This window comes from Sporosarcina ureae (assembly GCF_002109325.1).
GTDB classification, from domain to species: Bacteria; Bacillota; Bacilli; order Bacillales_A; family Planococcaceae; genus Sporosarcina; species Sporosarcina ureae_C.
Genome location: NZ_CP015348.1, coordinates 1,392,765 through 1,418,671, shown reverse-complemented (window position 1 = coordinate 1,418,671; position 25,907 = coordinate 1,392,765). Strand labels below are relative to the sequence as shown.

Below are 25,907 nucleotides of genomic sequence, written 5' to 3'. Positions count from 1 at the left end.
GGGAGAAATGTGGAATGCTAACTTTACTTATAGCGGGAATGACAATCATTACGTGGATATTAATCGGTACACTGGGATCCTTCTCACTAGTAGAGATGGCTAATATGACTTTTCTTGTAGGGTTAGTCGGTCTGGTTGTCTATGCAATCGTCATGATCATTGAATCTAACTTCTTAACAATATTCATGAGTGGATTCAAGAAAATTAAGTATGTAGCATTTCCGCAATCACGATCATCTAAAAGAACAGACGACTTATTGAATGAAGATCATGAATTGGCTGAATGGAAAACTTCTATCCAGCGTGGATTCAAAAAGGCCGCTGCCGCTATCGCATTTCCGACTCTGGCTATTTCATTAGTTTGTTTAGCTTTGTATTATTGAGTGTAAAAATTACAGAAGAGGTGCAAATATGGAAGACCATCTTTCGCTTTATCTAAATGTTATCAATGCGTATAACCCAGTTGTATATCCAGGAAATAATAAATTTACGTTTATAAGTAAAAAATCTGGAATACCCCAAGCTTATATTTGGGATGAAAATAAGAGTGATGTAGAATTATTGGGAGACTTTGAAGACCGCATCATGTCTGTTTATCATTCCCCAAGTGCCAAGCAGACAATTGTCGGAATGGATTACGAGGGAAATGAAAAGCAACAATTTTATAAGATCGACACGGAAGGCAATGCTGAAGCAATTGTGCTATCACCAAAGCATTTTAATAACTTTGGTGGTTGGTCTGATGATGAGAAAAGCATAGCATATTCCAGTAATCGAAGAAGTAGTGGTTTTTTTGATGTATTCGTTCTAGATTTATCCACACGAAAAGAAGAACTAGTTTACGAATTCGATGGGAATTGTACACCTGTACGCTGGCTAGACAAAGAATATCCGCGTATTGTAGTTTCAATACAAGAGACTAATATCTTTAGTACGTACAAGATACTTGATCTGAAAACACAGGAACTATTAAACATCGGACCTAGTCAAAATAAGGCTCGGTACCAATCACTGGTCTTTTCAAAAGATCAAAAAGCGGGCTATGTATTGTCTGACTTCGAAAAAGACAAATTAGCCGTTTATCGTTTTGATACGGAATCTGCAGGGGAGCTAGAGTTACTAGCTAGTGAACCCGAATGGGATATTACAGAGATTTCATTATCTCCATGCCAAAAATTCATCGTCCTTAATATAAATGCAGGTGGCACGTCTATTCTTAAGCGTTATGATATTCCAACTCAAGAAGTTAAAACTCTACCTGGTATTCCTAGTGGCGTAATTGACTCTCTTTCATGGACTGAAGGTCAGGAACTACTCTTCGCTCTTAAGAATCCTTTGATGCCAGGTGATATTTGGAAATATAATTTGGACGATAAAACCTCTACACGTTTGACTCACTTCGGTGTATGTGAAGAAATCGAACAGCTTCTCGTGGAGCCTGAAGTATGTCAGTTCAGCTCATTTGATGGACTGCAAGTTCCTTACTTCTATTATTCAAATGAACAGCGACCAAAGGCTACAGTGATTTATGTTCATGGTGGACCTGAAAGCCAAATAAAAGCAGAATTCAATCCAGTGATTCAGTACTTGGTATCCAAAGGTTTTGCAGTAGTGGCACCTAATGTACGAGGTAGTCTAGGTTACGGCAGAAAGTATATTCAGTTAGATGACGGAAGAAAACGTATGGATGCTGTAGCGGATCTTGCCAGTCTGGTAGATGATTTAGTGAAAACTAAATCGATTGATCCAGACAAGATTGGGATTATGGGACGAAGTTACGGGGGCTTCATGGTACTCGCCGCATTAACACATTATCCGGAGTTATGGGCGGCCGGTGTTGATATCGTTGGTATTTCACACTTTAAAACTTTCCTAGAAAATACAGGACCTTGGAGAAGGAAACTACGGGAATATGAATATGGAACGCTTGGTGCAGATGATGACTTCTTTGAAGAAATCGCACCTTTGAATCACTTAGAACGTATCGAAGCTCCGTTGCTAGTGTTCCACGGAAAAAATGATACTAGAGTACCTGTCAGTGAGGCAGAGCAGTTAACGGCTACTATGCGTGAACTGAAGAAGGATGTCGAACTGGTCGTGTTTGAAGATGAGGGACATCAAACAGATAAGCTTTCCAATCATATTACGATGAATACATTAATTGTAGAGTTTTTCAACAAGACATTATAAAGGTTATTTAATAGAAGGAAAAAATCCCCTTACCAGTTTTGATCTCAAAATGGTAAGGGGATTTTAATATCGTCTAGTCATAAATCGAACAGTGAAATGTTATTGTACTTCGTTACGATTTGAATGACTTAATTCTACTGCAGTTTCGAATAAAATTTCCACCGCTGGAAGAAGGGTATCTTCATTGATATCGAAACATTCATGGTGATGTCCTGCAGCCAAATCTGTACCAAAAATACAGTAAGTTGCTTGACCGCCATGCTGATGAACAGATTCGAGGAAGTAAGTTGCATCTTCTGAACCGGCACTATCTTCACTAGTGATCATGACTTTTTCGATAAAGGAATGTTGCTCAGCAATTTCACCCAATCTTTTAGCTAAGTCTTCAGAACATTTAGCGCTGACGGCTTCTCCAGCAGTTTCGATTGTATAGTCGATTCCATACATCTGTGCAGCACCTGCAACGATATTCTTTACTTGTTCCTTCATATAGTCGTTTACTTCACTAGTCTCTCCGCGCGTCTCGGCAATCAAAGTTGCATGGTTGGCTATGACATTTCTTCCTGATCCAGCATGTAGTTCACCGACGTTTATCCGTGAATCTCCGCCAGAGTGGCGACAAATAGCGTGCATATTCAATGTTGCGCTTGCCGCTGCTAGTAACGCATTTTTACCCACTTCAGGTTCACTACCAGCGTGTGCAGCTTTACCAGTAAACGTAATATTAAGCTTTGTCGTAGCTAGAAAACCATTATTTGCTGCGACAAAATGGTGCTGTGGCACGCCTGTTCCAATATGAGAAGCAACGAAGTAATCTACGTCGTCTACTACTCCAGCACGAGCCATTGCCTTTGCTCCACGTGTTCCTTCTTCAGCTGGTTGGAAAATCAACTTGATGACACCATTTAACTTATCCTGATTTCCAGCTAACATAGTAGCCAGTCCAAGACCGATAGAAGTATGCGCATCGTGTCCGCATGCATGCATAGAACCTTCAGCAGTAGAGCGGAAATCTAAACTCATAGGTGCATGCTGTTCAGTGTCAGATTCTAGAATAGGTAGAGCGTCCATGTCAACGCGGAAAGCGACGGTAGGTCCAGGTCGCTTCGTATCCATTGTTGCAACGATTCCTGTGAAACCTTCCTCGAAATGAGGAAGGAAACGTTCCACGGCTCCATTTTCTCTTGCCCACTCCACGTGTTGACGGGTCTTTTCTGCAGTAGGTTTCCCCATACATTCGTCTTCTTTCATGACTTCTTTTCCTAATTTTAAGTCGTAGCCTAAGCTATCCAATATGTTTGCTACGATGGAAGCTGTGCGCATTTCTAGAAAACCTTGTTCAGGAAAGCGATGAAAATCTCTTCTCCAGCTAATGATCTGTTGTTCTAATTGCATGGTGTTACCTCCTATATAAATCGATCGTATCTAACTGATGAATTACAAGCGAGCATGAATACCAGGTCCAAATGGAATACCAAGATAGAAGAATACCATGATTAATATAATCCATGTGATCAAGAACACAATTGTATATGGGATCATTAGAGACATATATGTTCCGATACTGGCTTTTTTATCATATTTTTGCATGAATGCTAAGATGATAACCATATACGGGAACAAAGGCGTAACAATGTTTGTTGAAGAATCTGCTACACGGTAAGCGACTTGAGTAAATGCCGGATGGTAGCCGAGTTGCATGAACATTGGGACAAATATCGGCGCCTCGATTGCCCACTTTGCTGAACCTGAAGTGATCAGGAAGTTCATTAGTGATGTGAAAATAATATAACCTACGATGAGTGGCATTCCTGTAAAGTTGACACTCGTCAGGAATTCTGCACCGTTTACTGCAACCCAAGTACCGAGGTTAGACCAGTTGAAGTAAGCTGTAAACTGAGCGATAGCGAAAACAAGTACGATATAACTGGACATGTCTCGAATCGAGTCAGCCATGTATTTACTGACGTCTTTACTTGATTTGATTTTACCAACCGTAATACCGAATGTTACACCAATAATGATGAAGAAGAATAGAATGATCGGAATAATCCCATCTAGGAATGGAGAGGGGATGAGTCCGCCGTCTTCATTAGCTAGTGGACTGTTAGGAGCTAGAATTGTACCCACAACAATGGCAATATAGACTAGACCAGCAATCATAGAGTTAATAAATGCTCTTTTGGCATTTGGTAATTCAGTTGTATTCTCTTCCTCTAGCGCGTCTCCTGTGTACTTACCAAGACGAGGCTCGATAAATTTAGTAGTCAATAATCCACCTACGATAGTTAAGGCGAAAACAGAAGCAATGTTAAAGAACCAGTTATCCACTGGAGTAACAGTGAACGATTCATCTAAAAAGCGCGCCGCTTCCGTTGTAATACCTGCAAGTAAAGCATCTGTACCTGCAATGAATAAGTTAGCAGTGAATCCTGCGCCTGCACCGGCGAAACCTGCAGCCAAACCTGCAAGTGGGTGTCGTCCCACTTTATAGAAGACAAGTGCTGCCAATGGCGGAATTAAAACGACTGCAGCATCGGAAGCAAGGTTACCCATGATTCCTACGAATACTACTGTGTAAGTTAATAAATATGGTGGTGATTTTAGGATGGTCTTCCGTACTGCATAATCCAATAAGCCAACCTTCTCCGCTAAACCGATACCTAGCATCATAACCAATACTAAGCCTAGCGGCGCGAAACCGGTGAAGTTATCAAGCATGGAAGTTAAGATGAACTGCAAACCTTCCCCAGAAATTAAGCTCTTGATAGGCAATACATCACCATTGCCCGGATGTACAACAGAAGCGTTAAATAAACTAAAGATCCATGAAACGATAATCATCACAACTGCTAAACCGACAAATAAAGCGAAGGGATCTGGCAGTTTATTTCCTAAACGTTCAACAATATCTAAAAACCTTTGAAACAAACTTTTCTTTGCTACGCCGTTTTTCTCTTTCATGTTGTCACCTCTTAAATTAGATTCGTTTGCCGCCTAGAGTAGATGGTCTAACATCTTTTGGTATGGGAGCGATATATGGATTTTTACTTTGGAACTTTGCATGTTCTTCTTTTATTTGCTTAAGCTGCTCTTCTGAAGATAGGAGATTGATACCTGTCAATGCCATTGCGGATGCAGCGCGCATCATACCTTTGTGAGCAAAGTCAGAGATTCCTTGAGCAGTCATCTGCCATGTATGCAATGCAGTGCCGAGCGTACTAGTTGCTGCAGTTAATTGTGCAGTAGGTACCACCCAGCTCACATCAGCTACGTCCGTAGAACCATAGAATATTTCTTCAGTTTCTTGATAATCCGAAATACCCTCATTTAAGTATTTACCTTCGAATTCACTTCCGTCACCTACATAGCCGAAACCTCTCATTACGTCCAAATAGAATTCCTGTTCATCTGGCGAGAATGTTTCCCAAATTTCTTTGGCATAGGCTATTTCTTGATCGGAAGACTCTTCGACACCAACATCTATTAGATTCTTATATAAAACTTTTTCCAAACTTCTATTGGGTACATAATTTGAGCAAGCTTTAACGAATTCAATTTCAAGTTGTGTCTCAGTCATCAAAGCAGCACCTTCGGCTATTTTACAAATACGTTGATAAATACCTTCTACCTGGTTGTTCTTTGGAGCACGGATTAGATACAGAACTTCCGCACGTGGCTGCACTACTGCAGGTGAAAGACCGCCTGTATCAGTTACTGCATAATGAACGCGGGCATCCTGAATGATATGTTCGCGCAAGTAATTGACACCGACATTCATTAATTCGACAGCATCCAAAGCGCTTCGACCTAAATGTGGAGAGTTTGCTGCATGTGCCGCTACACCTTTAAATTTAAAGGAGATTTGGTAATTGGCTAATGTTGGCTTGCTCATAATGGAGTTACCTGGTGATGGGTGCCATGTTAGGGCTGCATCCACACCTTCAAATTCTCCATCCCGTACCATGAATGTTTTTCCGGAACCGCCTTCTTCGCCAGGACATCCGTAGAAAACGACTGTACCTTCTTGATTATTCTCTTCAAGGTATGCTTTCGCTGCACATGCAGCGGCAAATGCTCCAGTGCCAAGTAGATTATGACCGCAGCCGTGTCCGAAGTCAGGTGATTCCTTGACTTGTTCTGCTTCCGATTTACCTGGGGTTTGACTTAGACCGGGAAGGGCATCGTATTCACCTAAAAAGGCGATGACGGGTTTTCCTGTACCATATGTAGCTTTGAAAGCAGTAGGTATATTTGCAATATTACGCTTGACCTCAAAACCTTGTTTTTCACATTCTGCTGATAAAAATTCAGCAGATTTAAATTCTTCGAAACGCGTTTCTGGGGTATGGAAAATATGTTCAGACACTTGATTAAAGTAATCTTTATGCTCTTCCATATATTCTTTGATGAATGTATTCATTTGAAGTCCTCCTATTTATGTTCGTTAGAATTTTTAACAAGATGTTTTCTTTAAATATTCAGCAATCACTTTTGTACCTTTCAATAAATCTTCCATATTGGCATGTTCTAAAGGGTGATGGCTAATCCCGTCACGACAAGGGATGAATATAAGTCCACAAGGCCATCTTTTGCTCATGTTCATTACATCATGACCAGCACCGCTGTCGAGTGACATCGAAGACAATCCGAACTTTTCGCATATATTAGTGAGAGTTTCTTGTATGCCGGGATCAAGATCAGTAGGTTCATCATCGACAAGTGTTTTAATAGTGAACGAAACGGGTTTGTTCATTTCGATTTGTTGAACGAACCGATTAACCTTTTCTACAAGACGATGCTTTAAATCAGCTTTGGTGCTTCGGATGTCAATGCCTACTACAACTTCTCCAGGTATCATGCTCATAGAATTTGGAGTGTTTTGTATGGTGCTGACCGTGGCTACTAATGCAACGGCTTGCTCCTGGTTAATTTCAATAGTAGCTTCTTCAATAAAGGTTATAAGTGGAGCAATAGCAACAAGTGCATCTTGGCGTTCATTCATGGGAGTTGTACCCGTATGATTTGTTTTGCCTGTGCATGTTATATGAAGTCGGGTAGGTTGAGCGATGGATCGTACTATGCCAATTTCTTTACCAGATTTCTCAAGTTTGCTTGCTTGCTCAATGTGCAATTCAATAAATTGTTCCAGCTGATCATCCTCTAATTGTGCATCCTGAATCCTCTGCCAATCTAGACCTCTTTTTGTAAACGCTTTCTCAAGAGTCACACCATTAACATCCTCATAGGAAGCAACTTTCTCTTTATCCAATAAGCCGCTAATTGCTTTACTTCCGATGGTTGAAACGTTAAAACGTGCAGACTCTTCGCAAGCAAATGCAATAATCGCAATGTTTTTTCGTGGTTGGAAGGATTCATCTTTTAGCATCTTTACTGCTGCGAGACTTGCTACTACGCCAGCAGAACCGTCATAACCTCCGCCATTATAGACAGTATCTACGTGTGAACCAGTCGCAATCCAACCTGCTTGCTTGTCTACTTCCCACAAGGCCCATTGATTACCCGCTGCATCCTCATAGGTTTTCAAACCAAGGCTCTGACTAATTAAACGGAACTGCTCTTGTGATGCTTTCTCTTCTTTTGTATAGCCCAGACGTGAAAAACCTTCCGCTTGATCCATACTTTTTACAAGGTTTATTTGGAGGAGTTTCTCTTCTATCCAATTAATATAATCATTCATGCTTACTCCTCCTTTCCGAAGAGTAGTTCTGTATCTTTAAAGCGATAGACGTTACTTGGACGTCCTCTTGGAGTAGTTTGTGTTTTATTGTACAGCTCAATAATGTCGGCTTGTTGTAATTCCACGAGAATGCGACGTGCATTTCGCTTTGTATTATCAAACCACTGTGCAACATCATCAGCTGTGAACTCTTGTTTATTGTCTCTTCGCGAATTAAGTGCAATTCGGAGTACATCTCGAGCATTGTTTTCCGTTAAATGAAATTTCTCTTGCAGAACAGTACGTATAGCCGCAGTGTTTAGCATACTTCTAAAATCACTTTGTACTTTCTGTGTAATGTCGTTTTTCGTCTTAACGACCAATAGGGAAGGTTCCGCACCGGTTTTTAAGTGATTAAGTCCATACCGTACATGTTGTTCAGCAGCTAAAACAGTTTGTCCATAACCGATAGAAAACCCGATCTCCAACTGATTGTTTAATTTGAAAGATTCAATGGTAGTTAGCAGTGAAGCTTCTACATCTTCATCAATTTCGCCTTTAGTAGTATAGATATAGTAGAGTCCATCTGCCACTTCAACGAATGAACCATTTAACTTTTGTGTAAAAGTCAGTAAATTTTTCTTAAGATCTAAATCCTGATGCTTCCATTCAAAGAGCGATTGATCGATGACGTTACTTGAATTCAACGCTTGGCATCCAATAACAGCCATTTGTAAGTTTTCAAAGCGCTTAGAATTTGCCTTTTCAATAAGTAACTCAATAGCTAATTTAATAGCTATATAAGAAGGGGTCAGTCTATAGACAGGTATATTTCTTTTTCTTAATCTGTCATAAACATCTTTCATAGCTGTGATCGCCACTTCAGATTTACCTTCTATAAATAATTTTTCATGAACGAGAGAAAGTTGTTCAGCATTGCCGTTTAAGGCAGATGAAACAGTTTCAAACTGAAGTTTGTCCAAGTCGTAGAAAGATAACGCTTTTTGTACTTCTTCAGCAGTAATATAGTCAATACTTACAGATTGAATGATTCGTTCTTCTTTTTGTTGGATTTCCAATAGCTTTCCAAAGAAGCTTGATCCATGCAAATAAGGGAAACTCGATTGTTCTTCTTGAACTAAATCATTTTCCAATGCGTACATATGGTTCATTATGCCGGAGAAAAGCCATTGATCAACTATGGGTCTACCTTGCTCAATCAGGGCCGGTAACTCCGTCACATTTTCATAAATATAAGGAATACATTGCGTATTTGGAAACTCTTCTGCTACTTTCAAGATCTTTCCAACTGACTCAGACGGCCCGATAACACCTATCGTAACTTGCAATGGACCACCTCCTTTTACTTTTCTTAATAAGAAACTATATAAGGACATATTCCTTTATGTTTCCCTTATGTTGTTTTCTACATTACTATAGAGCGCTTTCATTGTCTATGATTTTTTATTGAAAATATTTGGTTAAATTAATTATATTAAGATATTAATGTATAGAGAGGGAGATAGGACTTATTTATTTAACAGAAATAGATTGAAAGTTGTATCTAAGTGACTATAAATTGAACATAAATTAATGGTTTTGATAATTCATAAACTTCCTAAAACAAAATAGAATCCAGTCTGAATTAAATTGAAATGCCAGTATTGATAAAATGTATGTATGTGAAAAGTTATGATAAATTTATTAGAAGAATTCTAAGATATGAGGGGACCTATGTTTGTTTCTGCTAACATTAAAATGGTTTAAGTTCTTTCGTATGCTATATACTTAAGCAAAGTGCATAAATCCTTAGGAGGAATAAAGAATGACAAACGATTCTAATCGCTTAACGATTGAACAACAAGAATATTTACTCAACACACTACAAACACGTTTTGAAGAAAATAGACATCGCCATATAGGTATAGAATGGAAGGGGGTTCAAGACAAGCTCCTAGCTAACATGCAAAAGTTATGGTCTCTAAATGAGATGGAGAATACTGGTGGAGAACCAGATGTCGTGGTGTTTGATACGACATCAGAAGATTATTGCTTTGTTGATTGTTCTATTGAATCACCTGTCGGACGCAGAAGTCTTTGTTATGATCGTCAAGCGTTGGATTCAAGAAAGAAAAATAAACCAGAGAATTCTGCAGTGGATCTCGCAGCAAACATCGGCATTGAACTTTTAACGGAAGATCAGTATAGAAAAATTCAGCAGTTAGAAGAATTTGATAAAAAGACGTCTAGCTGGGTGCAAACACCTGAAGACATCAGAAAACTAGGAGGAGCCTTATTTTGTGATCGTCGGTATAATACGGTTTTTGTGTACCATAACGGTGCGGAATCCTATTATGCTGCTAGGGGATTTAGAGGGATGTTAAGAGTTTGAGTTGGTATAAGAACATGTCGTGATCACAACCTAAGCTAGCCTTGCGCTTTTTATTGAGTGTGAATGATACATTCGGTCATCTAAAGGGAGATCCGTTTTGGTGTATCAATGTATCAGATGAAGAATGATTGAATATAATCCAATCTTTGCGAGGTTTGTAAGTAGACCTTGCAAAGTTTTTTTATTACCAAAATTAAAAGATCTTCCAGTTAGCAAGAATTGAGCAATAACTTTCAAGTATAATGTAGGGAAGTTATTATTCATCTTAGTAAAGGAGATTAAAGATATGACAAAATATAGTTGCGTAAATTGTAATAAAACCTATGTGATTCAAGTGACAAGATGGAAGTGTGATTGCGGTGGTCTACTAAACTTATTACCATCCCAATCTAAACAAGAGAATGATCGCTGGACAAGCGATAGATCTATATGGCGTTATGTTTCATCGATGGTTGGTCGAGAAAATTTAAAAGGTTGGCAGTCTATTACTTTAGGCGAAGGTCAAACGCCCTTACTTAAATTAGATGAAGCAGAGCCAAATATATTTGTAAAAGTAGATTTTATGATGCCTACACTTTCTTTTAAAGACCGAGGCGCTGTGGTACTAGTTGCTCTAGCGAAACAATTAGGAGTAAAAAAGATGATTGCAGATAGCAGCGGTAATGCCGGAACCGCTCTTGCTGCTTATAGTGCTAGAGCAGGTATAGACTGCGATGTGTATGTAAGTGCTGATACATCTCCAGGTAAAATGGCACAGATAGAAGCGCATGGCGCGAATATAAAAGCAATAAAAGGAACTAGAGAAGAAGTAGCGGCTGCAGCCCAGTTAGCGGTCGCAGAAGAGCAAGTGTTTTATGCGAGCCATGTCTACAATCCATACTTTTTTGAAGGTACTAAAACATATGCTTTTGAAGTGTATGAACAATTAGGTAAGGCACCGGACGCTGTACTTATTCCAGTAGGAAATGGAACACTATTATTAGGGGCTTACTACGGTTTTAAAGCATTATTGGAAGCGAAGTTAATTAATCATATGCCGAAGATCATTGCTATCCAAGCCGAGAAATGTGCACCGCTCGCAAAGGCATTTGAGAAACAAGAGCTAATAGCAAAATCGGTCGTGAATGAAGGAACTTTTGCAGAAGGCATTGCCATTGCAGCACCAGCCAGATCAAAACAAATACTAGAAGCAGTACGTGATACAAAAGGTACGTTTATCACAATTGCCGAAGATGAGATTCTGGTAGCTCGCAAAATGCTTGCTGCCAAAGGATTCTACGTAGAAATAACTTCAGCAATTAATTATGCGGGGTACATAAAGTACGCGACTACTAAAGACGAAGTGATTGTTATACCGTTATGTGGGGCAGGCATCAAGTCGCCAACATAAAAAAACCTGCATGGAAATCTATCGTGCTTGTTAAACACGAAGGTCTCCGTACAGGAAGTTGTAAAAATTATGCTGTTTCTGTAGCTCTGTGAACGTCTTCGATTTCCGGTTCGCCTAAAACACCTTCTGTTTTCGCAACGACAACTGCACAAGCAGCGTCACCCGTAATATTAACAGCTGTTCGCACCATATCAAGTAGACGATCTACACCTAGAACGAGCGCAATTCCTTCAACTGGTAAACCGACTGATGTCAGAACCATTGCCAGCATAATCAAACCAGCACCAGGTACAGCGGCTGTTCCAATGCTGGCAAGCACAGCAGTCAACACAACCGTCAGCAACTGACCTAAAGATAACTGGATATCATAAGCCTGCGCAATGAAAATAACAGCTGCACCTTGCATAATCGCGGTACTAAACGCTACAACCTGCGCCGGGAAAAAGTTCTTGAAGAACCATATAGGATTACGCTTACCGATTAATGCGACAGATCCGCCATAGACAACAATGGTGTGGATTAGGAGCGCTCCCAGAACGACTCCCATGTACATCCCCATTACCTTTAGCGCATCAATACCTTGACTCCCTACAGCAGATGCAATTAAACCGAATGCTCCATATGGGGCGAACTTCATAACAAACGTAATCAGATACATGATAAGTTCATTGACTTGTTCAAATAACTCTTTCACTCTTTCCACTTTATTACCTAGCATGGCCATACCAAAACCTACCAATGCTGCAAAGAAGATAATCTGAAGCATATTGCCTTCTGCCATAGCACTAATAGGGTTTGTCGGGATAATTCCTAGTAAAGTTTCAGCGACTGGTGGAGCTTCTTGAGCTTCATACACGGCGTTGGCTGTCTCGAAGTTACCTCCTTCACCAGGCTTTACTAATAATCCAAGAGAAATTGCGATGACAATGGCAATAGCCGTTGTAATTAAGAAATATCCAATGGTCTTTCCGCCGATCCTTCCTAATTTTTTCGGATCACCAATACCAACCGTTCCAAGTGCGATGGAAATGAAAACGACAGGTACAACTAGCATCTTCATAAGATTTAAGAAGATTGTACCAAGCGGTTTAAATAAAAATGCATCAACCTTTGAAAAAATGTCAGGTGAAAAAATGTTCAATAACAACCCTGCGATGACCCCTGCAATAAGTGCAATAACAATATTTCTAGCCAACTTCATAAAAACCCCTCCTTTACATAGTATATTCAATTGATTAAGACGAAATGAAAGCGCTTACTAAGTATTATTCGATATATTTCGCAGTTTGTCAATTTAACTAGTTACCGACTTAGCTAACTAGTAATAAATGCAAGAGGGAAAGAAACGAAAGTTAGCGAAGAAAGAGATAAAGTAGCTAATATTTAGCTGAAAGGGAACAGAGATTATTCTTAAAATTTGATGAAATTATTTCAACAATCTAAATATAATTTGGCTTTTCTGTCACTTCACTGTATAATTAGATTTATCTATGAATAAATCTTTATATTAAGATAGGAAGTGTGTCAACTGAATAAAAGAGGTAGACAAGTAGGCGCTGATGGCGAAAAAAGTCGGAAACTGCTTTTAGAAATTGCTGCACAGCAATTTGCCCTTCATGGTTTTCATAAGACGAAGATCAGTGAAATTGTGAAGGAAGCAAACGTCACACAGCCCACGTTCTACTTGTATTTTAAAAGTAAAGATGCTGTATTCCAAGAATTAATCCAGGTCTTTAAAGAAAAACTATATAATCATGTAGCTCAGAGTAAACTTCCCACTGATGTGGCTAAAGAAGGTTTGTTGTCAAGAATTGCTTATGGGTTAAGTAGGCTGTTTGAATTTTTCAAGCAAAATGAAAATGTAGCAAGAATCGGTTTTGTTGTCTCGGAAGAAGCGAAGGATATCAAAGTTCAAATGGCGTTAAAGATAGAAGAGAATCTTATAGAAGAAGTGGAAAACGGATATTTCACTACGGATATAAACCTGAACTTAGTCGCAACGACTATGGTTGGTGCTATTGAACATCTGTCTATAACAAAACTTTGGACTGGTGTTCACAGTCCTGAAGAACTCGCTCAGGATTTTACAAGTCTGTTTTTGTGCGGTTTGAAAAATAACTAATGTGTAGAGAAGCATAAACCCATCGATAGGGTTTATGCTTTTTGATTTTCAAGGCATTATTTAGATCTGTTGTCTGGTATACAGTATATACGTTGTAGCTAAGGGGTTTTAATCTTTACTTACTTAAACAAGATTGCTTTAACTGCTACAATCATCTTGGTAGGTTTATTAGTAAATATATTGTTCAATCGTTTATTCATGGTGAACTATAAACAGGGAACTAGTACGAAGACGGATTTGCAACGTGCGATTTTAGCGGTGTTTGAAAAAACAGAAATGAAATTCGCATGAGTAGATAGTAGAATCTTTACTTGAGTGAGAACACTCAAAGAAACATCCTATAAGTATTTAAGTTTTACAGACGCTACAGAAAAAATGTTAAGCTGGAAGTGAAGTCTTATGCTGAAGTCAAAACTACAAAAGAAAATATTACTCATGGTAACCTCACTTATTTTATTTTTGATGCTACTGATGCTGACGGTTTTTGTAGTTACGGATTATATAAATTTATTTGATCGCAGTCATACTGTCGGTTTACAAACGGCTAAGATGCTTTCTTATATGGATACTGTCAAAGATGGTTTGGAAGAACGGACAGATGTAGAAAAAGTAGGTGATTTGGAAGCGGTGATTGAGCATTACTCTCATCAAGTAGATGCGACATTTATTGTGATTCAAGACAAATCAGGTCGCATTTTAGCATCGCCTGATGAATTGCAAATAGGAGATGTCATTCCTTTTGAGGACGGCTTTAAAGCAGTCGTTTTTGGAGCGAATTACTCCATGTTGTCGAATGAAATTATTGGTCCGTCTGTCAGTAGTAAGGCGCCTATTTATAATAAAGAGGAAAACCAAATTATCGGAGTCGTAACAGTGGGCTACCTTATTTCAGATCTGCAGAAAATCGTTCAACATCGAGTCGAAAAACTTTTGTTAATATCTTCAATCATATTAGTCTTGGGGATTTTAATCAGCTACCTATTAGCGAAATCCATTAGGAAAGATACATTCGGCTTAGAGCCTGAGCAGATAGCTAGTTTCTATATGGAACGTAAAGCGATATTAGCGTCCATAGATGAAGGGATTATTGCAGTTGATCGGCTAGGTCAGATTACATTAATTAATACAGCGGCTCGTTCAATACTAGGCATATCTAATCGTCGAAAAGGAGATTCCATAGAATCAATATTCCCTAACTTGCCGGTGCTCACTAAACTCGATAAATCAGTATCCAGATCATTTGAAGTGGTTTATGAAAAAAAACGATTAGTTGTGAGCTCCATGCCGCTTCAATTTGAAGGTGAACAAAAAGGTGCATTGATCACTTTCCGCGACACGACAGAAATGATGGAAGTTGTGAATACTTTATATGAAGTACGAAAGTATTCGGATGACTTAAGGGCGCAGACGCATGAATATACGAATAAATTATATTTGATTTCTGGTTTGCTCCAACTTGGAAAGTATGAAGAAGCGATACGCACGATTCAAACAGAAATCAGTATCAGTGATGATACAAATCAATTCATATTTGAAAACATAAAAGACGCACATGTACAAGCCATTCTATTTGGTAAGGTCGGCAAAGCATCTGAAATGAAAGTAGATTTTGAAATTGATGAAAACAGTAGTCTAGAACAATTGCCTGAATGGTTTGGTACAGGGGCATTGACTGTGATTCTTGGGAATTTGATTGATAATGCACTTGAAGAAGTGGCGAATTACCAAGACGGCCAAGTGTCATTCTTTGCACTTGATTTTGGAGAAGATGTAATTTTTGAAGTATCCGATAATGGCAAAGGTATTCCACCTGAATTACAAGATGAGCTATTTAAAAAAGGTTACTCCACGAAGTCTTCAACAGGAAGAGGTATTGGTTTAGCGAATGTAGATGGAGCTATTCGTGTACTTGGAGGGACGATTCAAGTAACAAGCACCGAAGAAGGTACTATATTTTCTGTATATATTCCAAAATATCCAGACAACGAGGAGCGTGAAATAAGATGATTCATGTAGGAATTGTAGAAGATGATTTTCGCATTGCTTCTATACATCAACAGTTTCTAGAAAGTATAGAGGGTGTAACAGTCGTTGGACAAGCATTACGTGCAAGAGATACATGGCAGATGCTTGAAACTCAGTATGTAGATTTATTATTAGTAGATATCTATATGCCTGACCAGTTGGGAATCGATCTAGTGCGCGAGTTGAAAGTACAATATCCTGCGCTTGATTTTATCATTATTACGGCCGCTACTGAACGGGAATTGGTGGCGAGCAGTGTAGCGGCAGGAGCGTTTCATTATTTGGTTAAGCCTGTTGAGTTAAGCAAGTTAAAGGAAGTCATCGAACGTTATCAACAAAGACGTGCATTTCTTCAGGAAAGCCAACATGTGAACCAAAATGAAATAGATAAACTTTTTGTCCAAGGTGCAGTAACTAAAGAAATGGCTACAAATACGGACCTTCCAAAGGGAATTCATCCGTTAACATTGCAAAAAGTGATAGAGATCGCGGGTTCATTGACGGAAGGCACAACTGCAGAGGAGATGGGAGAAAGACTTGGAGCATCCCGTACTACCGCTAGGAGATACTTAGAGTATCTAATTGCAGAAGGCAAAATGCGTGCAGAGCTTGAATATGGTATTGTCGGAAGGCCTGAACGGAAATACTTTGGATTGTAAACGTTCAGAGTCCATACGGATCCCTATAGTTTTGCAGATCTATATTCTCCATATCCATTCAAGAGCATTCCTTAGCGGGGTGCTTTTTTCTATGAACTTTATGAACAAAATGAAGTTAAAGTCTTTTGAATTGTTAAAATTGTAAACGGTTACATATGGAGAGTTTCCAAGTACACTACTTGTAGATAGTAAATCAGAAAAAGGGGAGAAATAGTATGAAAAGAATATTAGGTGCAGCAACACTTTCGTTTGCATTAATTCTCGGGGCTTGTTCATCAGATAATGCGGGGGGGAAAGACGAGGCTGATTTCCCAAAAAAGAATCTTGAGTTCATTGCACCTGCAACACCAGGTGGCGGATGGGATGCAACAGCACGTGCGATTCAAAAGATTTTAAAAGAGGAAGACATTGTGGATCAGAGCATGACAGTCATCAACAAACCAGGGGGGAATGGCGAAGTAGGTTGGCAGTATCTGTCTAAGAAAGATGCACACACGTTAGCAATCGATTCTAGTCTATTGGTGACGAATAACTTACTTGGACAAAGTGATCTAACGTATGAAAACTTCACACCGCTTGCAACATTAACGACAGAGTGGATTTCTGTAGCAGTCAAAAATGACTCTCCATACGAAACAGCCACAGAGTTGATGGAGCAATTGAAGAAAGACCCAGCTTCAGTCAAGATCGGTATTGCACCGGGTCTCGGTAACAATGACCACTTGTCATTTGTACAAGCAGCGAAAACATTTGGTGTAGATGTTACGAAATTGAACTTCCTTGTATATGAGAGCGGCGGAGATGTTATGACAAGCTTGCTTGGTGGCCACGTAGATGCGGCAACAATGGCGGTTTCCGAGTCATCTGAACAACATCTCGCAGGTAAATTCAAGATTGTTGCGATTACAGCGGACGAGCGCCTAGAAGAACTACCTGATGTACCCACTTGGACTGAAGAAGGCGTAGACGTAGTATTCCCTCACTGGAGAGGTATTCTTGGACCTCCGGACATGACAGAAGAAGAAATTGCGTTCTGGAATGAAGCATTCGGTAAAATGGTTGGTACGGATTCTTGGAAGCAACTATTAGAAAACAATGGCTGGGAAGATTTTTATCAAGATAGCGATGCAACAACTGAGTTTTTAAAAGAGCAAACAGATATGTACACGGATTTAATTGAGGAGTCTGGATTACAAAAATAAGTAATTCAAAATAGGTTGAGTCCCACTTTGGTGGGCTCCCTTTTTTGATTCACTATAAGAAGGAGGAACGGCCGTATGGTTCGTTACATAACCCCGATACTTTCAACTGTTATTGGTATTATCATGCTGATCAGTGCGATTAATTTACCTAAGTCCAACCTTGGAAATCCGAATGGTCCCATGTATTTTCCATTAATGATTGCTATTATATTAATCCTTTCAGGGATCGTCTATTTCTTTCAAGAATTCAAAGCACGCGGCAATGACTTCCTAGACTTTCGTGCATTACGTTTAGGCAAGTCACCCATGTATTTGCTAGCGTCATTAGTTTTAATGCTGATTTACACAGTTCTTTTTGAACGGATCGGGTTTTTGTTTTCAACAATACTGTTCCTCGGCGGACTTCTATTCTTATTGAATGGACGAAAGAAGTGGATGTCAAACATTATTATCGCTGTAGCATTTTCGTTTATTACATGGTATGCATTTGGAACGCTGTTGCAGGTAAGTTTACCTTAAAGGAGGAACCGATATGGGAATAGATGTACAAGCCATTTTAGATGGCTTTATGACAACAATTCAACCGATGAATTTATTCTGGATTGCACTAGGCGGGTTCCTCGGAACAGTCGTTGGAATGTTACCGGGTCTTGGACCTGCTACCGCGATCGCTTTGCTGATTCCGATTACATTTGGAATGGAGCCAACGAGTGCGTTAATTTTAATGGCCGCAATTTATTACGGTGCGATGTACGGTGGCTCGAGAAGCTCGATCTTATTGAACACACCAGGAGACGGGTCAGCAATTGCTGCTACGTTTGACGGCTATCCGATGGCCCAAAAAGGTCAAGCGGGTCAAGCGCTTGCGATTTCCGCGATTGCTTCGTTAATTGGTGGTTTGATTGCAGTTGTTGGATTTATTATTTTAGCTAAGCCACTGGCCAGTTTTGCTCTGCGTTTTGGTCCAGCAGAATATTTCTTATTGATGGTATTTACACTATCAGCGATTGTTGCGCTAGCAAAAGGGCAAATGGTGAAAGGTTTTATTTCGATGTGTATTGGATTAATGATCAGTACAGTCGGGATCGATTTACAGACCGGCGTTTACCGTTTCACGATGGGGAATGTCCATCTAAGTGAAGGAGTAGATTTCCTCGTAGTCATTATTGGAATTTACGCGGTTGGAGAAGTGTTGTATAACTTCTTATCCATTAATAAACCGGTAGGAAAGAAAAAGTCAGTCGGTAAAATCTGGATTACGAAAGAACAATGGAAACGATCAAAGTGGCCGATTATTCGTAACGGTCCGGTTGGTTTCTTAATCGGTGTACTTCCAGGGGCAGGTGGCGCAATTGCGTCTATGCTAAGTTATTCAATGGAAAAACAAATCTCTAAACATCCTGAAGAGTTTGGCGAAGGAGCAATTGAAGGATTGGCTGCACCTGAATCATCTAATAACGCAGCGGCTGTTGGAGCATTTATTCCAATGCTAGCAATGGGAATCCCAGGTTCAGGGACGACTGCTGTTATCCTCGGTGCAATTGTTATGCTAGGTTTAAAGCCGGGACCGTTATTGTTTGAAAACAATCCAGATATGGTCTGGACGTTTATCAACAGTATGTTCATTGGAAACCTATTCCTAGTCATCTTGAACATTGCGCTTGTTGGGATTTTGGTGAAGATCTTGGATACACCGCCACGTGTCCTATATCCTGTCATTATGATGCTGGCATTTATCGGTACCTATACACTAGGTTACAGCACAGTGGATTTCCTCATTCTAATCATCTTTGGTTTTGTTGGTTTGTTCATGAAGTTGCTGAGATTCCCTGTGGCTCCATTGATCTTGGCAGTAATTGTCGGATCCGATATGGAACAAAACTTTAGAATGAGTTTAATTTCTTATCCGAATGTGGTGGGCATTTTCACAGCATCACCTATTACAATTGCGCTTGTCATCATGACGATCGTATCGCTAGGCTTCCCGTTCTTGTCTTCATGGATGAAGAATCGTAAAGCTGAAAAAAACAGTAGCGAAATGATGTAAGAGAGTATATGAAAACGATGACTAATAAAAAACGACTGTTATTTGGCTTTAGTGTCTTACTTTATATCGTGACGTTTCTTCCTGTCACGGAAACATCGGAAATAATACGTGCTATTGCGTGCCTCATCATTATCCAAGTTCTTTGGATTGGTGGGGTCTTTCCATTAGCATTCAGTTCTTTGTTATTGATGTTATTGCTTTCTGTCCATTTCTTTACCTATGAAGAAACGCTGAGTTACTTTGCATCTGAGATTGTATGGTTGTTATTTTCAACATTTATTTTAGCAGGTGCATTTATTGAATCTGGCCTAGCTAGTAGGCTCTCGCTCAAACTGCTTTCTTTATCTAAAGGTTCGAGTCGCTTGCTAGTATTCTTTTCATTTGTACTGATGTTCATTTTGTCTTTATTCATTCCATCCAATGTCGGGAAGGCAAGTTTAGTGTCTTCAGTGCTAGATAGTATTATCAAGCATCTGCAGAAGATGGGATCCGTGGAGCGACTAGCGAAGTCTTTATTTATTGGCTTGACGCTAATTGTTCCGATATCAGGTGCTGTCGTTGCGACAGGGGCGAGTTCAACATTATACGCATACGGTTTACTCGGCGATGTAACGGTAGGACTTGACTATGTACAGTGGCTCTTATACATGGGGCCCCCCATAGTGATTTTTATGTTCTTTTTGTTCTTACTCTTTCTTATAGTCTTCCCTCCAGAACGAATCGATGGTCCGGAACTAGAAGGGTTGATTGAAGAGAAACTACTTGGACTTGGAAAAATGTCTGTGAATGAATGGAAAGTGTTAGCGATAATTGGCACTACCGTCGTGCTATGGATGACCGGCAGTTTACATGGGTTTTCTGTTTCACTTGTGGCATTATTCGGGGCGATTTTGACAGTGCTTCCGGTAACGGGAATTTGGCAATGGGAACAGGCGAAGAAGCGCATTGGCTGGGATCTATTGCTATTCTTCGCTGCAACTTTGATGTTATCCAATCTGCTCATCAAGACAGGAGCTGTCAAATGGTTTGCTGAACAATTAATCGAGCTATTATCCATGGACTCTTATTTTACGGTGACGCTGTTACTATTGCTAATGACTGCATTATTACGTTTGTTTTTCGTTAACGTACTGGGGTTTTTAACAATCATGTTACCTGTAACTCTTGCAATCGGCGAAGCATTCCCTACCCATGATCCATTGTTTTTAACAATGGGCGTATTTTTAATTGGAATACCAGGATTTACTTTGATTACGCAATCACCGATTCATTTAATCAGTTATGAGTACGGGTATTTCAATAAGCGAGATTTATTGCGTCTTGGGTCAGGGGCTTTTATTATTTGGTTCCTCGTTGTACTTGCTTCGATTTATGGATATTGGATGATGTTTTATTCATGAACTAGAAATATAAGAAACCATGTCTAGGAGGAAATCATAATGGAACAAAAAAATAGTGGGTATCGTGAATCAACTCGAGATGAAACGACAATCAATGGAAAACGATATCAGTATATATCATTGCAAAAGCTAGAAGAACAAGGGTTTTCCACTATCAAGCAACTCCCATTCACTATTCGCTTACTGCTTGAATCAGCAGTACGTCATGAAGATGGCCAGTACATAACCGATGAACATATAGTTGCCTTGGCCAATTGGCGTGGAGGTAGTGTAGGACAAGAAGTGCCCTTCAAACCAGCCCGTATTGTATTTCAAGATTTCACAGGAATTCCCGCTATTGTTGACTTGGCTTCAATGCGTGATGCGGTAGCTTCAAAAGGCGGTGATCCTAGCCTTGTCAATCCACAGATTCCAGTTGACTTGGTAATTGATCATTCCGTTATCATCGAACATTCTGGGGATGAATTGGCATATGAGAAAAACTTGTCCATAGAATATGAGCGCAATCAAGAGCGTTATGAATTTGTACGATGGGCGCAGAAAAGCTTTGAAAATTTTCATGTCGTACCACCTGCTAATGGCATCGTTCATCAAGTGAACCTTGAATATTTAGCGACAGGTATCCGAACGGAATTAGTAAATGAAGTGGAATGGATTTATCCGGATTCATTAGTTGGAACAGACTCGCATACTCCGATGATTAATGGAATTGGAACGGTTGGATGGGGTGTTGGGGGAATTGAAGCAGAGTCTGCTATGTTAGGGCAACCTCTTTATTTCACGATACCTGATGTAGTTGGCGTGAAGTTAATGGGTTCATTGACTGACGGGGTAACGGCCACAGACCTTGCGCTCACGATGACGAACAGATTACGTGCGCACGGTGTTGTTGGAAAGTTCGTGGAGTTTTACGGAGAAGGATTGCGTCATATCCCTGTAACCGATCGAGCAACAATATCCAATATGGCACCGGAATATGGTGCGACTATGAGCTTTTTCCCGACAGATGAACAAACTATGGATTACTTCCGTCAAACGGGTCGTGAGGATAAGGTGCCATTGATTGAAAGTTATTTACGTGCCCAAGGTCTATTCATGGAGGAAACAACTACACCGCCAACTTTTTCAGAAGTTATCGAGATAGATTTAGGTACGATTATTCCAACTGTCAGTGGACCGAAAAGACCGCAAGATACAGTAGCTCTTGCTGATATGAAGCATTCATTTGAAGATGTTTTAAAGAGACCAGTAAATGAAGGTGGCTATGGTAAACAACGTATTAAAACAAGAGCTATACAAGATGGTTCCATTGTTTTGGCTTCCATTACGAGTTGTACGAACACATCGAATCCATCTGTTATGGTGGCAGCAGGTTTACTAGCAAAGGCAGCTACAGATTTGGGGTTGCGTGTTCCGTCTTACGTTAAAACCACGCTAACTCCAGGTTCGCGTGTGGTCACACGTTACTTGGAAAAAGCAGATTTACTATCTTCTTTTGAAAAGCTCGGATTTTTTGTTGATGGATATGGTTGCGCCACGTGTTGTGGGAATAGTGGTTCGTTACTGGAGGAAGCTGAAAAAGCCATTACTGAAGATGATCTCGTAGTAGCATCCATTTTAAGTGGCAATCGCAACTTTGAAGGTAGGGTCCATCCACAGATCCGTGCAAATTATTTAGCTTCACCGCCTCTTGTAGTAGCTTTTGCATTGGCAGGCCGTATTGATATTGATTTCAATCGGGAGCCAATTGGTGTTGGGAAGAATGATCAACTTATCTACTTAGCAGATCTATGGCCTAAAGCAGAATCTATAGAAAATATAATATCAGAAACTGTGACGGCTTCTCTGTTCCGTGAAGAGTATGCTAGTATTTATTCGAATAAAACATGGGAATCAATTTCTGCTGCAGAAGGTTTATTGTATGATTGGGATGCATCGTCAACCTATATTCAACGCGCGCCGTATTTTGATCAAGCTGATGAATTGTCTATTGAAAAAAACACAAAAGAGATGCTTCCGCTTCTGATGTTAGGAGACTCTATTACGACAGACCATATCTCACCGGCTGGTCACATATCATTGAATAGTGAAGCAGGTAAGTATTTATCTGAACATGGGGTTAGCCCGCGTAATTATAATAATTACGGTGCACGTCGGGGGAATCATCATGTTATGATGCGTGGTACGTTTGCGAATATCCGTCTTCGCAATCAACTTGTTCCTGGCGTGGAAGGCGGTTTTACTATTCATAAAGCGACGAATGAACAAGTGAGTATATTTGAAGCGGCACGACGTTATAAAGTAGAGAATAGAAACCTGATTGTGCTGGCTGGAAAAGAATATGGAACAGGAAGCTCAAGAGATTGGGCTGCGAAAGGTACGTCATTACTCGGAGTGAAAGTCGTTCTTGCTGAAAGTTTTGAAAGAATCCATCGCAGTAATCTTGTTGGTATGGGCGTATTGCCAATTCAGTTTGCCGAAGGCTTCACTGCATCTACCCTTAGTTTAGAAGGAACGGAAATCTACACGCTTAAAATAGATGATCATGCATTCATACCGGGACAACGTTGTGATATGCACGCTGTTCGGACAAACGGAGAAGTAGTTTGTTTTCCTGTTACAGTAAGAATCGATAATGTTATGGAAAAAGATGCTTACTTGCATGGCGGTCTATTACCGTCTGTGGCAAAAAATATGTTGCAGAATAAACGATAGATGTAAAGATAGACTCTTTGAGTAAACACCTTTTAGAAATGTGTTGACGTAGAGAATGACGTACGATAAAATTAGAGTCAACATAATAAAAAAGAGTGTTTACATAAAGGGGAATTCAGATATGTTAGATACGAGAAACAGATTGAAGATGATGATTGTAACAGCATTATTCGCAGCCATTATCGGGATCATGGCGCAGTTAACTATTCCGTTACCATTAGTTCCGATTACAGGACAAACACTTGCAGTTGGTTTAGCGGCAACGATTTTAGGTTCACGTTATGGAACGATTTCTGTATTAGTATATTTAGCAATGGGAGCAGTAGGGATGCCGGTATTCTCAGGCATGTCTTCAGGATTAGGTGTGATTTTTGGACCGACTGGCGGATTCCTCATTGGCTTTATTCCAACAGCTTTCATTACGGGGTATTATATGGAACGTACAAGTTTTAAGCTGCCTAACGCAGTCATCGCCAATATTATTGGGATGTTCGTTGCATTGGCATTTGGTACAGTGTGGTTGAAGTTTATAGCTGAGCTATCATGGACTGCTGCTGTTATGGCCGGTTTTGTTCCATTTTTAATTGGTGGCTTTATCAAAGCATTTCTTGCAGCTTGGGCTGGAATTACAGTACGGGGTCGATTATTGGCCAATCGTTTGTTGCTCGCGTAATGTAATCTAAGATACTAAACGTTAACTCTTATAATGAGAGTTAACGTTTTTGGCGTTTTATAAATTTATTATCGTATAGGGAAATTCGATAGTGGTAAGCATATCCTTCTAGTGTAGTTAAATAAGATGAACGACATGAACACTGAATAATTGGAACTTTTGATATATACTAATAGTAGAAAGTATACGAAATAGTAGGGAGTGGGTTAAATGAAAATTGCTGTAGCTATAGATGGTTCTGATCATTCGATTCGTGCAGCTGAGTATGCGCTAACACTATTAGAAAATACGCCTGATGGAGAACTGGAAGTGATCTCCGTAACAGATTATAACAAAGTAGAAGAAGAACAACTTCTACTACAAAATCTTAAAAGTTTATCCCTATACCAAGATCGACTAGTTAGACCTGTAGTGGAAATGGCAGAAGAGGCCGGAGTAAAAACGACTGTCAAGCTTTTACGGGGAAAGCCAGATGTGGAAATCATTAAACATTTACAAACAGAAGAAGTTGAACAATTAGTGCTTGGTAGCCGTGGAATGAATTTAATGCAGGAAATGGCATTAGGCAGTGTGAGCCGCAGTGTAATGGAACAGGCGAATTGTCCAGTGACGATCGTAAAATAAATGGAGTCGCCATAAAGGTCTGGATTACTGGATTCATATGGCTTTTTTCACTTCATTTACAATTTTGTATTGTATTAGTAGCAGATAGTTGGCTTTTTATTATGTAATTGGTAGAATGGGTTTTGAATTGTTGAGTATAGATACCCATTTTACTGGACTACATCGTCAGTAAAATGGGTATATAACATGGCAATGGAGTCTTATGCTGGTGAAAGAAGTCAAAAGAAAATCTCAATTGAAGAATTTAGAAAAGTAGTTTTGGGAGGTTTTATCATGAAGATTGCTGTGGCGGTAGACGGCTCAGAAAATGCATTGCGTGCAACGGATTATGCGTTGATGTTAATGCAACAATTTTCTGAAGCGAAACTTGAGTTGATCCATGTTATTGATTATAACAAAGAAGATGAACGGTTATTAAAACAGAGTCCTAACAGTCTTGCTATGTATCAAAAGAAGAAGATACAATCTGCATTGAAGTTAGTAAAGGATAAAGGAATAGATGCCGAAGTGACGATGTTAAAAGGAAATCCGCAACAGCAAATCATTAAATATGTAAATACAAATGAAATTGATCATCTCATACTCAGTAGTCGTGGTTTGAATACACTGCAGAAATTAGTTATGGGCAGTACTAGTCAAAAGGTAATTAAGCATGTGAATAGCTCAGTCACGATAATTAAATAAATTATATAAAAAACTGCTACAGCAAATCTTTACGCTGTAGCAGTTTTTTAGTACTCTTCGCGTTCTCAGATCTGCGCTTTTCTGTAGGAAGTTGATGATTTTTC

At 39.6% G+C, this 25,907-nt stretch carries 22 protein-coding genes; 16 read left to right on the top strand and 6 right to left on the bottom strand.

From position 1 onward, the window contains the following. Positions 1 to 14 precede the first annotated feature (14 nt). Complete coding sequence (locus SporoP32a_RS07085) at positions 15 to 383, top strand: DUF3899 domain-containing protein (protein ID WP_085427266.1); 369 nt, start codon at positions 15 to 17, stop codon at positions 381 to 383. A 28-nt stretch (positions 384 to 411) separates the two neighbouring features. Next, positions 412 to 2,190, top strand: a complete 1,779-nt coding sequence (locus SporoP32a_RS07080; RefSeq protein ID WP_085427265.1) for a S9 family peptidase — start codon at positions 412 to 414, stop codon at positions 2,188 to 2,190. Positions 2,191 to 2,289: 99 nt separating this feature from the next. Here the strand turns inward: SporoP32a_RS07080 and SporoP32a_RS07075 are convergent, their stop codons facing one another. Genes SporoP32a_RS07075 through SporoP32a_RS07055 form a run of 5 tightly spaced genes read right to left on the bottom strand, consistent with a single transcriptional unit; the run spans position 2,290 to position 9,219 of the window. Beyond that, positions 2,290 to 3,585 carry an amidohydrolase gene (locus tag SporoP32a_RS07075; RefSeq protein WP_085427264.1) on the bottom strand — a complete coding sequence of 432 codons (1,296 nt, stop codon included), beginning with the start codon at positions 3,583 to 3,585 and terminating at the stop codon, positions 2,290 to 2,292. 42 nt (positions 3,586 to 3,627) lie between these two features. Then, positions 3,628 to 5,154 (bottom strand): AbgT family transporter, encoded by a 1,527-nt coding sequence (locus SporoP32a_RS07070; RefSeq protein ID WP_085427263.1) that lies wholly within the window; start codon positions 5,152 to 5,154, stop codon positions 3,628 to 3,630. Positions 5,155 to 5,170: 16 nt separating this feature from the next. After that, positions 5,171 to 6,613, bottom strand: coding sequence for a M20 family metallopeptidase (locus SporoP32a_RS07065; protein WP_085427262.1), 1,443 nt, complete (start codon positions 6,611 to 6,613; stop codon positions 5,171 to 5,173). A 33-nt stretch (positions 6,614 to 6,646) separates the two neighbouring features. Beyond that, a complete protein-coding gene (locus tag SporoP32a_RS07060) occupies positions 6,647 to 7,891 on the bottom strand; it encodes a M20 family metallo-hydrolase (RefSeq protein WP_085427261.1) in 1,245 nt (414 codons plus the stop codon). Between the two features lie 2 nt (positions 7,892 to 7,893). Next, positions 7,894 to 9,219 carry a hypothetical protein gene (locus tag SporoP32a_RS07055; RefSeq protein WP_085427260.1) on the bottom strand — a complete coding sequence of 442 codons (1,326 nt, stop codon included), beginning with the start codon at positions 9,217 to 9,219 and terminating at the stop codon, positions 7,894 to 7,896. Positions 9,220 to 9,695: 476 nt separating this feature from the next. On the opposite strand from SporoP32a_RS07055, the gene SporoP32a_RS07050 reads away from it, so the two are divergent. Beyond that, positions 9,696 to 10,262 (top strand): DUF4256 domain-containing protein, encoded by a 567-nt coding sequence (locus SporoP32a_RS07050; protein ID WP_085427259.1) that lies wholly within the window; start codon positions 9,696 to 9,698, stop codon positions 10,260 to 10,262. 286 nt (positions 10,263 to 10,548) lie between these two features. Then, positions 10,549 to 11,652 (top strand): threonine synthase, encoded by a 1,104-nt coding sequence (locus SporoP32a_RS07045; protein WP_085427258.1) that lies wholly within the window; start codon positions 10,549 to 10,551, stop codon positions 11,650 to 11,652. A gap of 67 nt (positions 11,653 to 11,719) precedes the next feature. On the opposite strand, the gene SporoP32a_RS07040 is transcribed toward SporoP32a_RS07045, so the two are convergent. Further along, positions 11,720 to 12,853, bottom strand: coding sequence for a dicarboxylate/amino acid:cation symporter (locus SporoP32a_RS07040; protein WP_085427257.1), 1,134 nt, complete (start codon positions 12,851 to 12,853; stop codon positions 11,720 to 11,722). 318 nt (positions 12,854 to 13,171) lie between these two features. Here SporoP32a_RS07040 and SporoP32a_RS07035 point away from each other — a divergent pair, with 318 nt between their 5' ends. The 12 genes from SporoP32a_RS07035 (at position 13,172) to SporoP32a_RS06985 (ending at position 25,803) form a co-directional block, all read left to right on the top strand. Beyond that, positions 13,172 to 13,774 (top strand): TetR/AcrR family transcriptional regulator, encoded by a 603-nt coding sequence (locus SporoP32a_RS07035; protein ID WP_085427256.1) that lies wholly within the window; start codon positions 13,172 to 13,174, stop codon positions 13,772 to 13,774. A gap of 156 nt (positions 13,775 to 13,930) precedes the next feature. Then, positions 13,931 to 14,065: a hypothetical protein gene (locus SporoP32a_RS17340; protein WP_257788348.1), complete on the top strand. Its 135-nt coding sequence runs from the start codon at positions 13,931 to 13,933 to the stop codon at positions 14,063 to 14,065. 108 nt (positions 14,066 to 14,173) lie between these two features. Then, entirely contained in the window at positions 14,174 to 15,781 is a 1,608-nt protein-coding gene (locus tag SporoP32a_RS07030; protein WP_085427255.1) for a sensor histidine kinase, read from the top strand. Next, the gene (locus SporoP32a_RS07025) at positions 15,778 to 16,458 is read left to right on the top strand and encodes a response regulator (RefSeq protein ID WP_085427254.1); all 681 of its coding nucleotides are present in this window, start codon (positions 15,778 to 15,780) and stop codon (positions 16,456 to 16,458) included. The genes SporoP32a_RS07030 and SporoP32a_RS07025 overlap by 4 nt, the downstream gene beginning before the upstream one ends. Before the next feature lie 215 nt (positions 16,459 to 16,673). Beyond that, positions 16,674 to 17,660: a tripartite tricarboxylate transporter substrate binding protein gene (locus SporoP32a_RS07020; protein WP_085427253.1), complete on the top strand. Its 987-nt coding sequence runs from the start codon at positions 16,674 to 16,676 to the stop codon at positions 17,658 to 17,660. A gap of 75 nt (positions 17,661 to 17,735) precedes the next feature. Further along, positions 17,736 to 18,179, top strand: coding sequence for a tripartite tricarboxylate transporter TctB family protein (locus SporoP32a_RS07015; RefSeq protein ID WP_085427252.1), 444 nt, complete (start codon positions 17,736 to 17,738; stop codon positions 18,177 to 18,179). 13 nt (positions 18,180 to 18,192) lie between these two features. Continuing rightward, the gene (locus SporoP32a_RS07010) at positions 18,193 to 19,707 is read left to right on the top strand and encodes a tripartite tricarboxylate transporter permease (RefSeq protein WP_085427251.1); all 1,515 of its coding nucleotides are present in this window, start codon (positions 18,193 to 18,195) and stop codon (positions 19,705 to 19,707) included. A gap of 8 nt (positions 19,708 to 19,715) precedes the next feature. Continuing rightward, a complete protein-coding gene (locus tag SporoP32a_RS07005; RefSeq protein WP_232319607.1) occupies positions 19,716 to 21,107 on the top strand; it encodes an SLC13 family permease in 1,392 nt (463 codons plus the stop codon). 39 nt (positions 21,108 to 21,146) lie between these two features. Next, positions 21,147 to 23,822 (top strand): aconitate hydratase AcnA, encoded by a 2,676-nt coding sequence (gene acnA, locus SporoP32a_RS07000; protein ID WP_085427250.1) that lies wholly within the window; start codon positions 21,147 to 21,149, stop codon positions 23,820 to 23,822. Positions 23,823 to 23,943: 121 nt separating this feature from the next. After that, the gene (locus SporoP32a_RS06995; protein WP_085427249.1) at positions 23,944 to 24,495 is read left to right on the top strand and encodes a biotin transporter BioY; all 552 of its coding nucleotides are present in this window, start codon (positions 23,944 to 23,946) and stop codon (positions 24,493 to 24,495) included. Between the two features lie 210 nt (positions 24,496 to 24,705). After that, the gene (locus SporoP32a_RS06990) at positions 24,706 to 25,119 is read left to right on the top strand and encodes a universal stress protein (protein ID WP_085427248.1); all 414 of its coding nucleotides are present in this window, start codon (positions 24,706 to 24,708) and stop codon (positions 25,117 to 25,119) included. A gap of 273 nt (positions 25,120 to 25,392) precedes the next feature. Then, entirely contained in the window at positions 25,393 to 25,803 is a 411-nt protein-coding gene (locus SporoP32a_RS06985; protein WP_085429013.1) for a universal stress protein, read from the top strand. Positions 25,804 to 25,907 lie beyond the last annotated feature (104 nt).

Bases quoted from the DNA above. Each gene is read 5' to 3' on its own strand.
- SporoP32a_RS07060 (WP_085427261.1), bottom strand. From the start codon at position 7,891: ATGAATGATTATATTAATTGGATAGAAGAGAAACTCCTCCAAATAAAC.
- SporoP32a_RS06995 (WP_085427249.1), top strand. From the start codon at position 23,944: ATGTTAGATACGAGAAACAGATTGAAGATGATGATTGTAACAGCATTA.
- SporoP32a_RS07005 (WP_232319607.1), top strand. From the start codon at position 19,716: ATGAAAACGATGACTAATAAAAAACGACTGTTATTTGGCTTTAGTGTC.
- SporoP32a_RS07080 (WP_085427265.1), top strand. From the start codon at position 412: ATGGAAGACCATCTTTCGCTTTATCTAAATGTTATCAATGCGTATAAC.
- SporoP32a_RS07050 (WP_085427259.1), top strand. From the start codon at position 9,696: ATGACAAACGATTCTAATCGCTTAACGATTGAACAACAAGAATATTTA.
- SporoP32a_RS07065 (WP_085427262.1), bottom strand. From the start codon at position 6,613: ATGAATACATTCATCAAAGAATATATGGAAGAGCATAAAGATTACTTT.
- acnA (WP_085427250.1), top strand. From the start codon at position 21,147: ATGGAACAAAAAAATAGTGGGTATCGTGAATCAACTCGAGATGAAACG.
- SporoP32a_RS07075 (WP_085427264.1), bottom strand. From the start codon at position 3,585: ATGCAATTAGAACAACAGATCATTAGCTGGAGAAGAGATTTTCATCGC.
- SporoP32a_RS07045 (WP_085427258.1), top strand. From the start codon at position 10,549: ATGACAAAATATAGTTGCGTAAATTGTAATAAAACCTATGTGATTCAA.
- SporoP32a_RS07040 (WP_085427257.1), bottom strand. From the start codon at position 12,853: ATGAAGTTGGCTAGAAATATTGTTATTGCACTTATTGCAGGGGTCATC.
- SporoP32a_RS07015 (WP_085427252.1), top strand. From the start codon at position 17,736: ATGGTTCGTTACATAACCCCGATACTTTCAACTGTTATTGGTATTATC.
- SporoP32a_RS07010 (WP_085427251.1), top strand. From the start codon at position 18,193: ATGGGAATAGATGTACAAGCCATTTTAGATGGCTTTATGACAACAATT.
- SporoP32a_RS07020 (WP_085427253.1), top strand. From the start codon at position 16,674: ATGAAAAGAATATTAGGTGCAGCAACACTTTCGTTTGCATTAATTCTC.
- SporoP32a_RS06985 (WP_085429013.1), top strand. From the start codon at position 25,393: ATGAAGATTGCTGTGGCGGTAGACGGCTCAGAAAATGCATTGCGTGCA.
- SporoP32a_RS07025 (WP_085427254.1), top strand. From the start codon at position 15,778: ATGATTCATGTAGGAATTGTAGAAGATGATTTTCGCATTGCTTCTATA.
- SporoP32a_RS07070 (WP_085427263.1), bottom strand. From the start codon at position 5,154: ATGAAAGAGAAAAACGGCGTAGCAAAGAAAAGTTTGTTTCAAAGGTTT.
- SporoP32a_RS07085 (WP_085427266.1), top strand. From the start codon at position 15: ATGCTAACTTTACTTATAGCGGGAATGACAATCATTACGTGGATATTA.
- SporoP32a_RS06990 (WP_085427248.1), top strand. From the start codon at position 24,706: ATGAAAATTGCTGTAGCTATAGATGGTTCTGATCATTCGATTCGTGCA.
- SporoP32a_RS07030 (WP_085427255.1), top strand. From the start codon at position 14,174: ATGCTGAAGTCAAAACTACAAAAGAAAATATTACTCATGGTAACCTCA.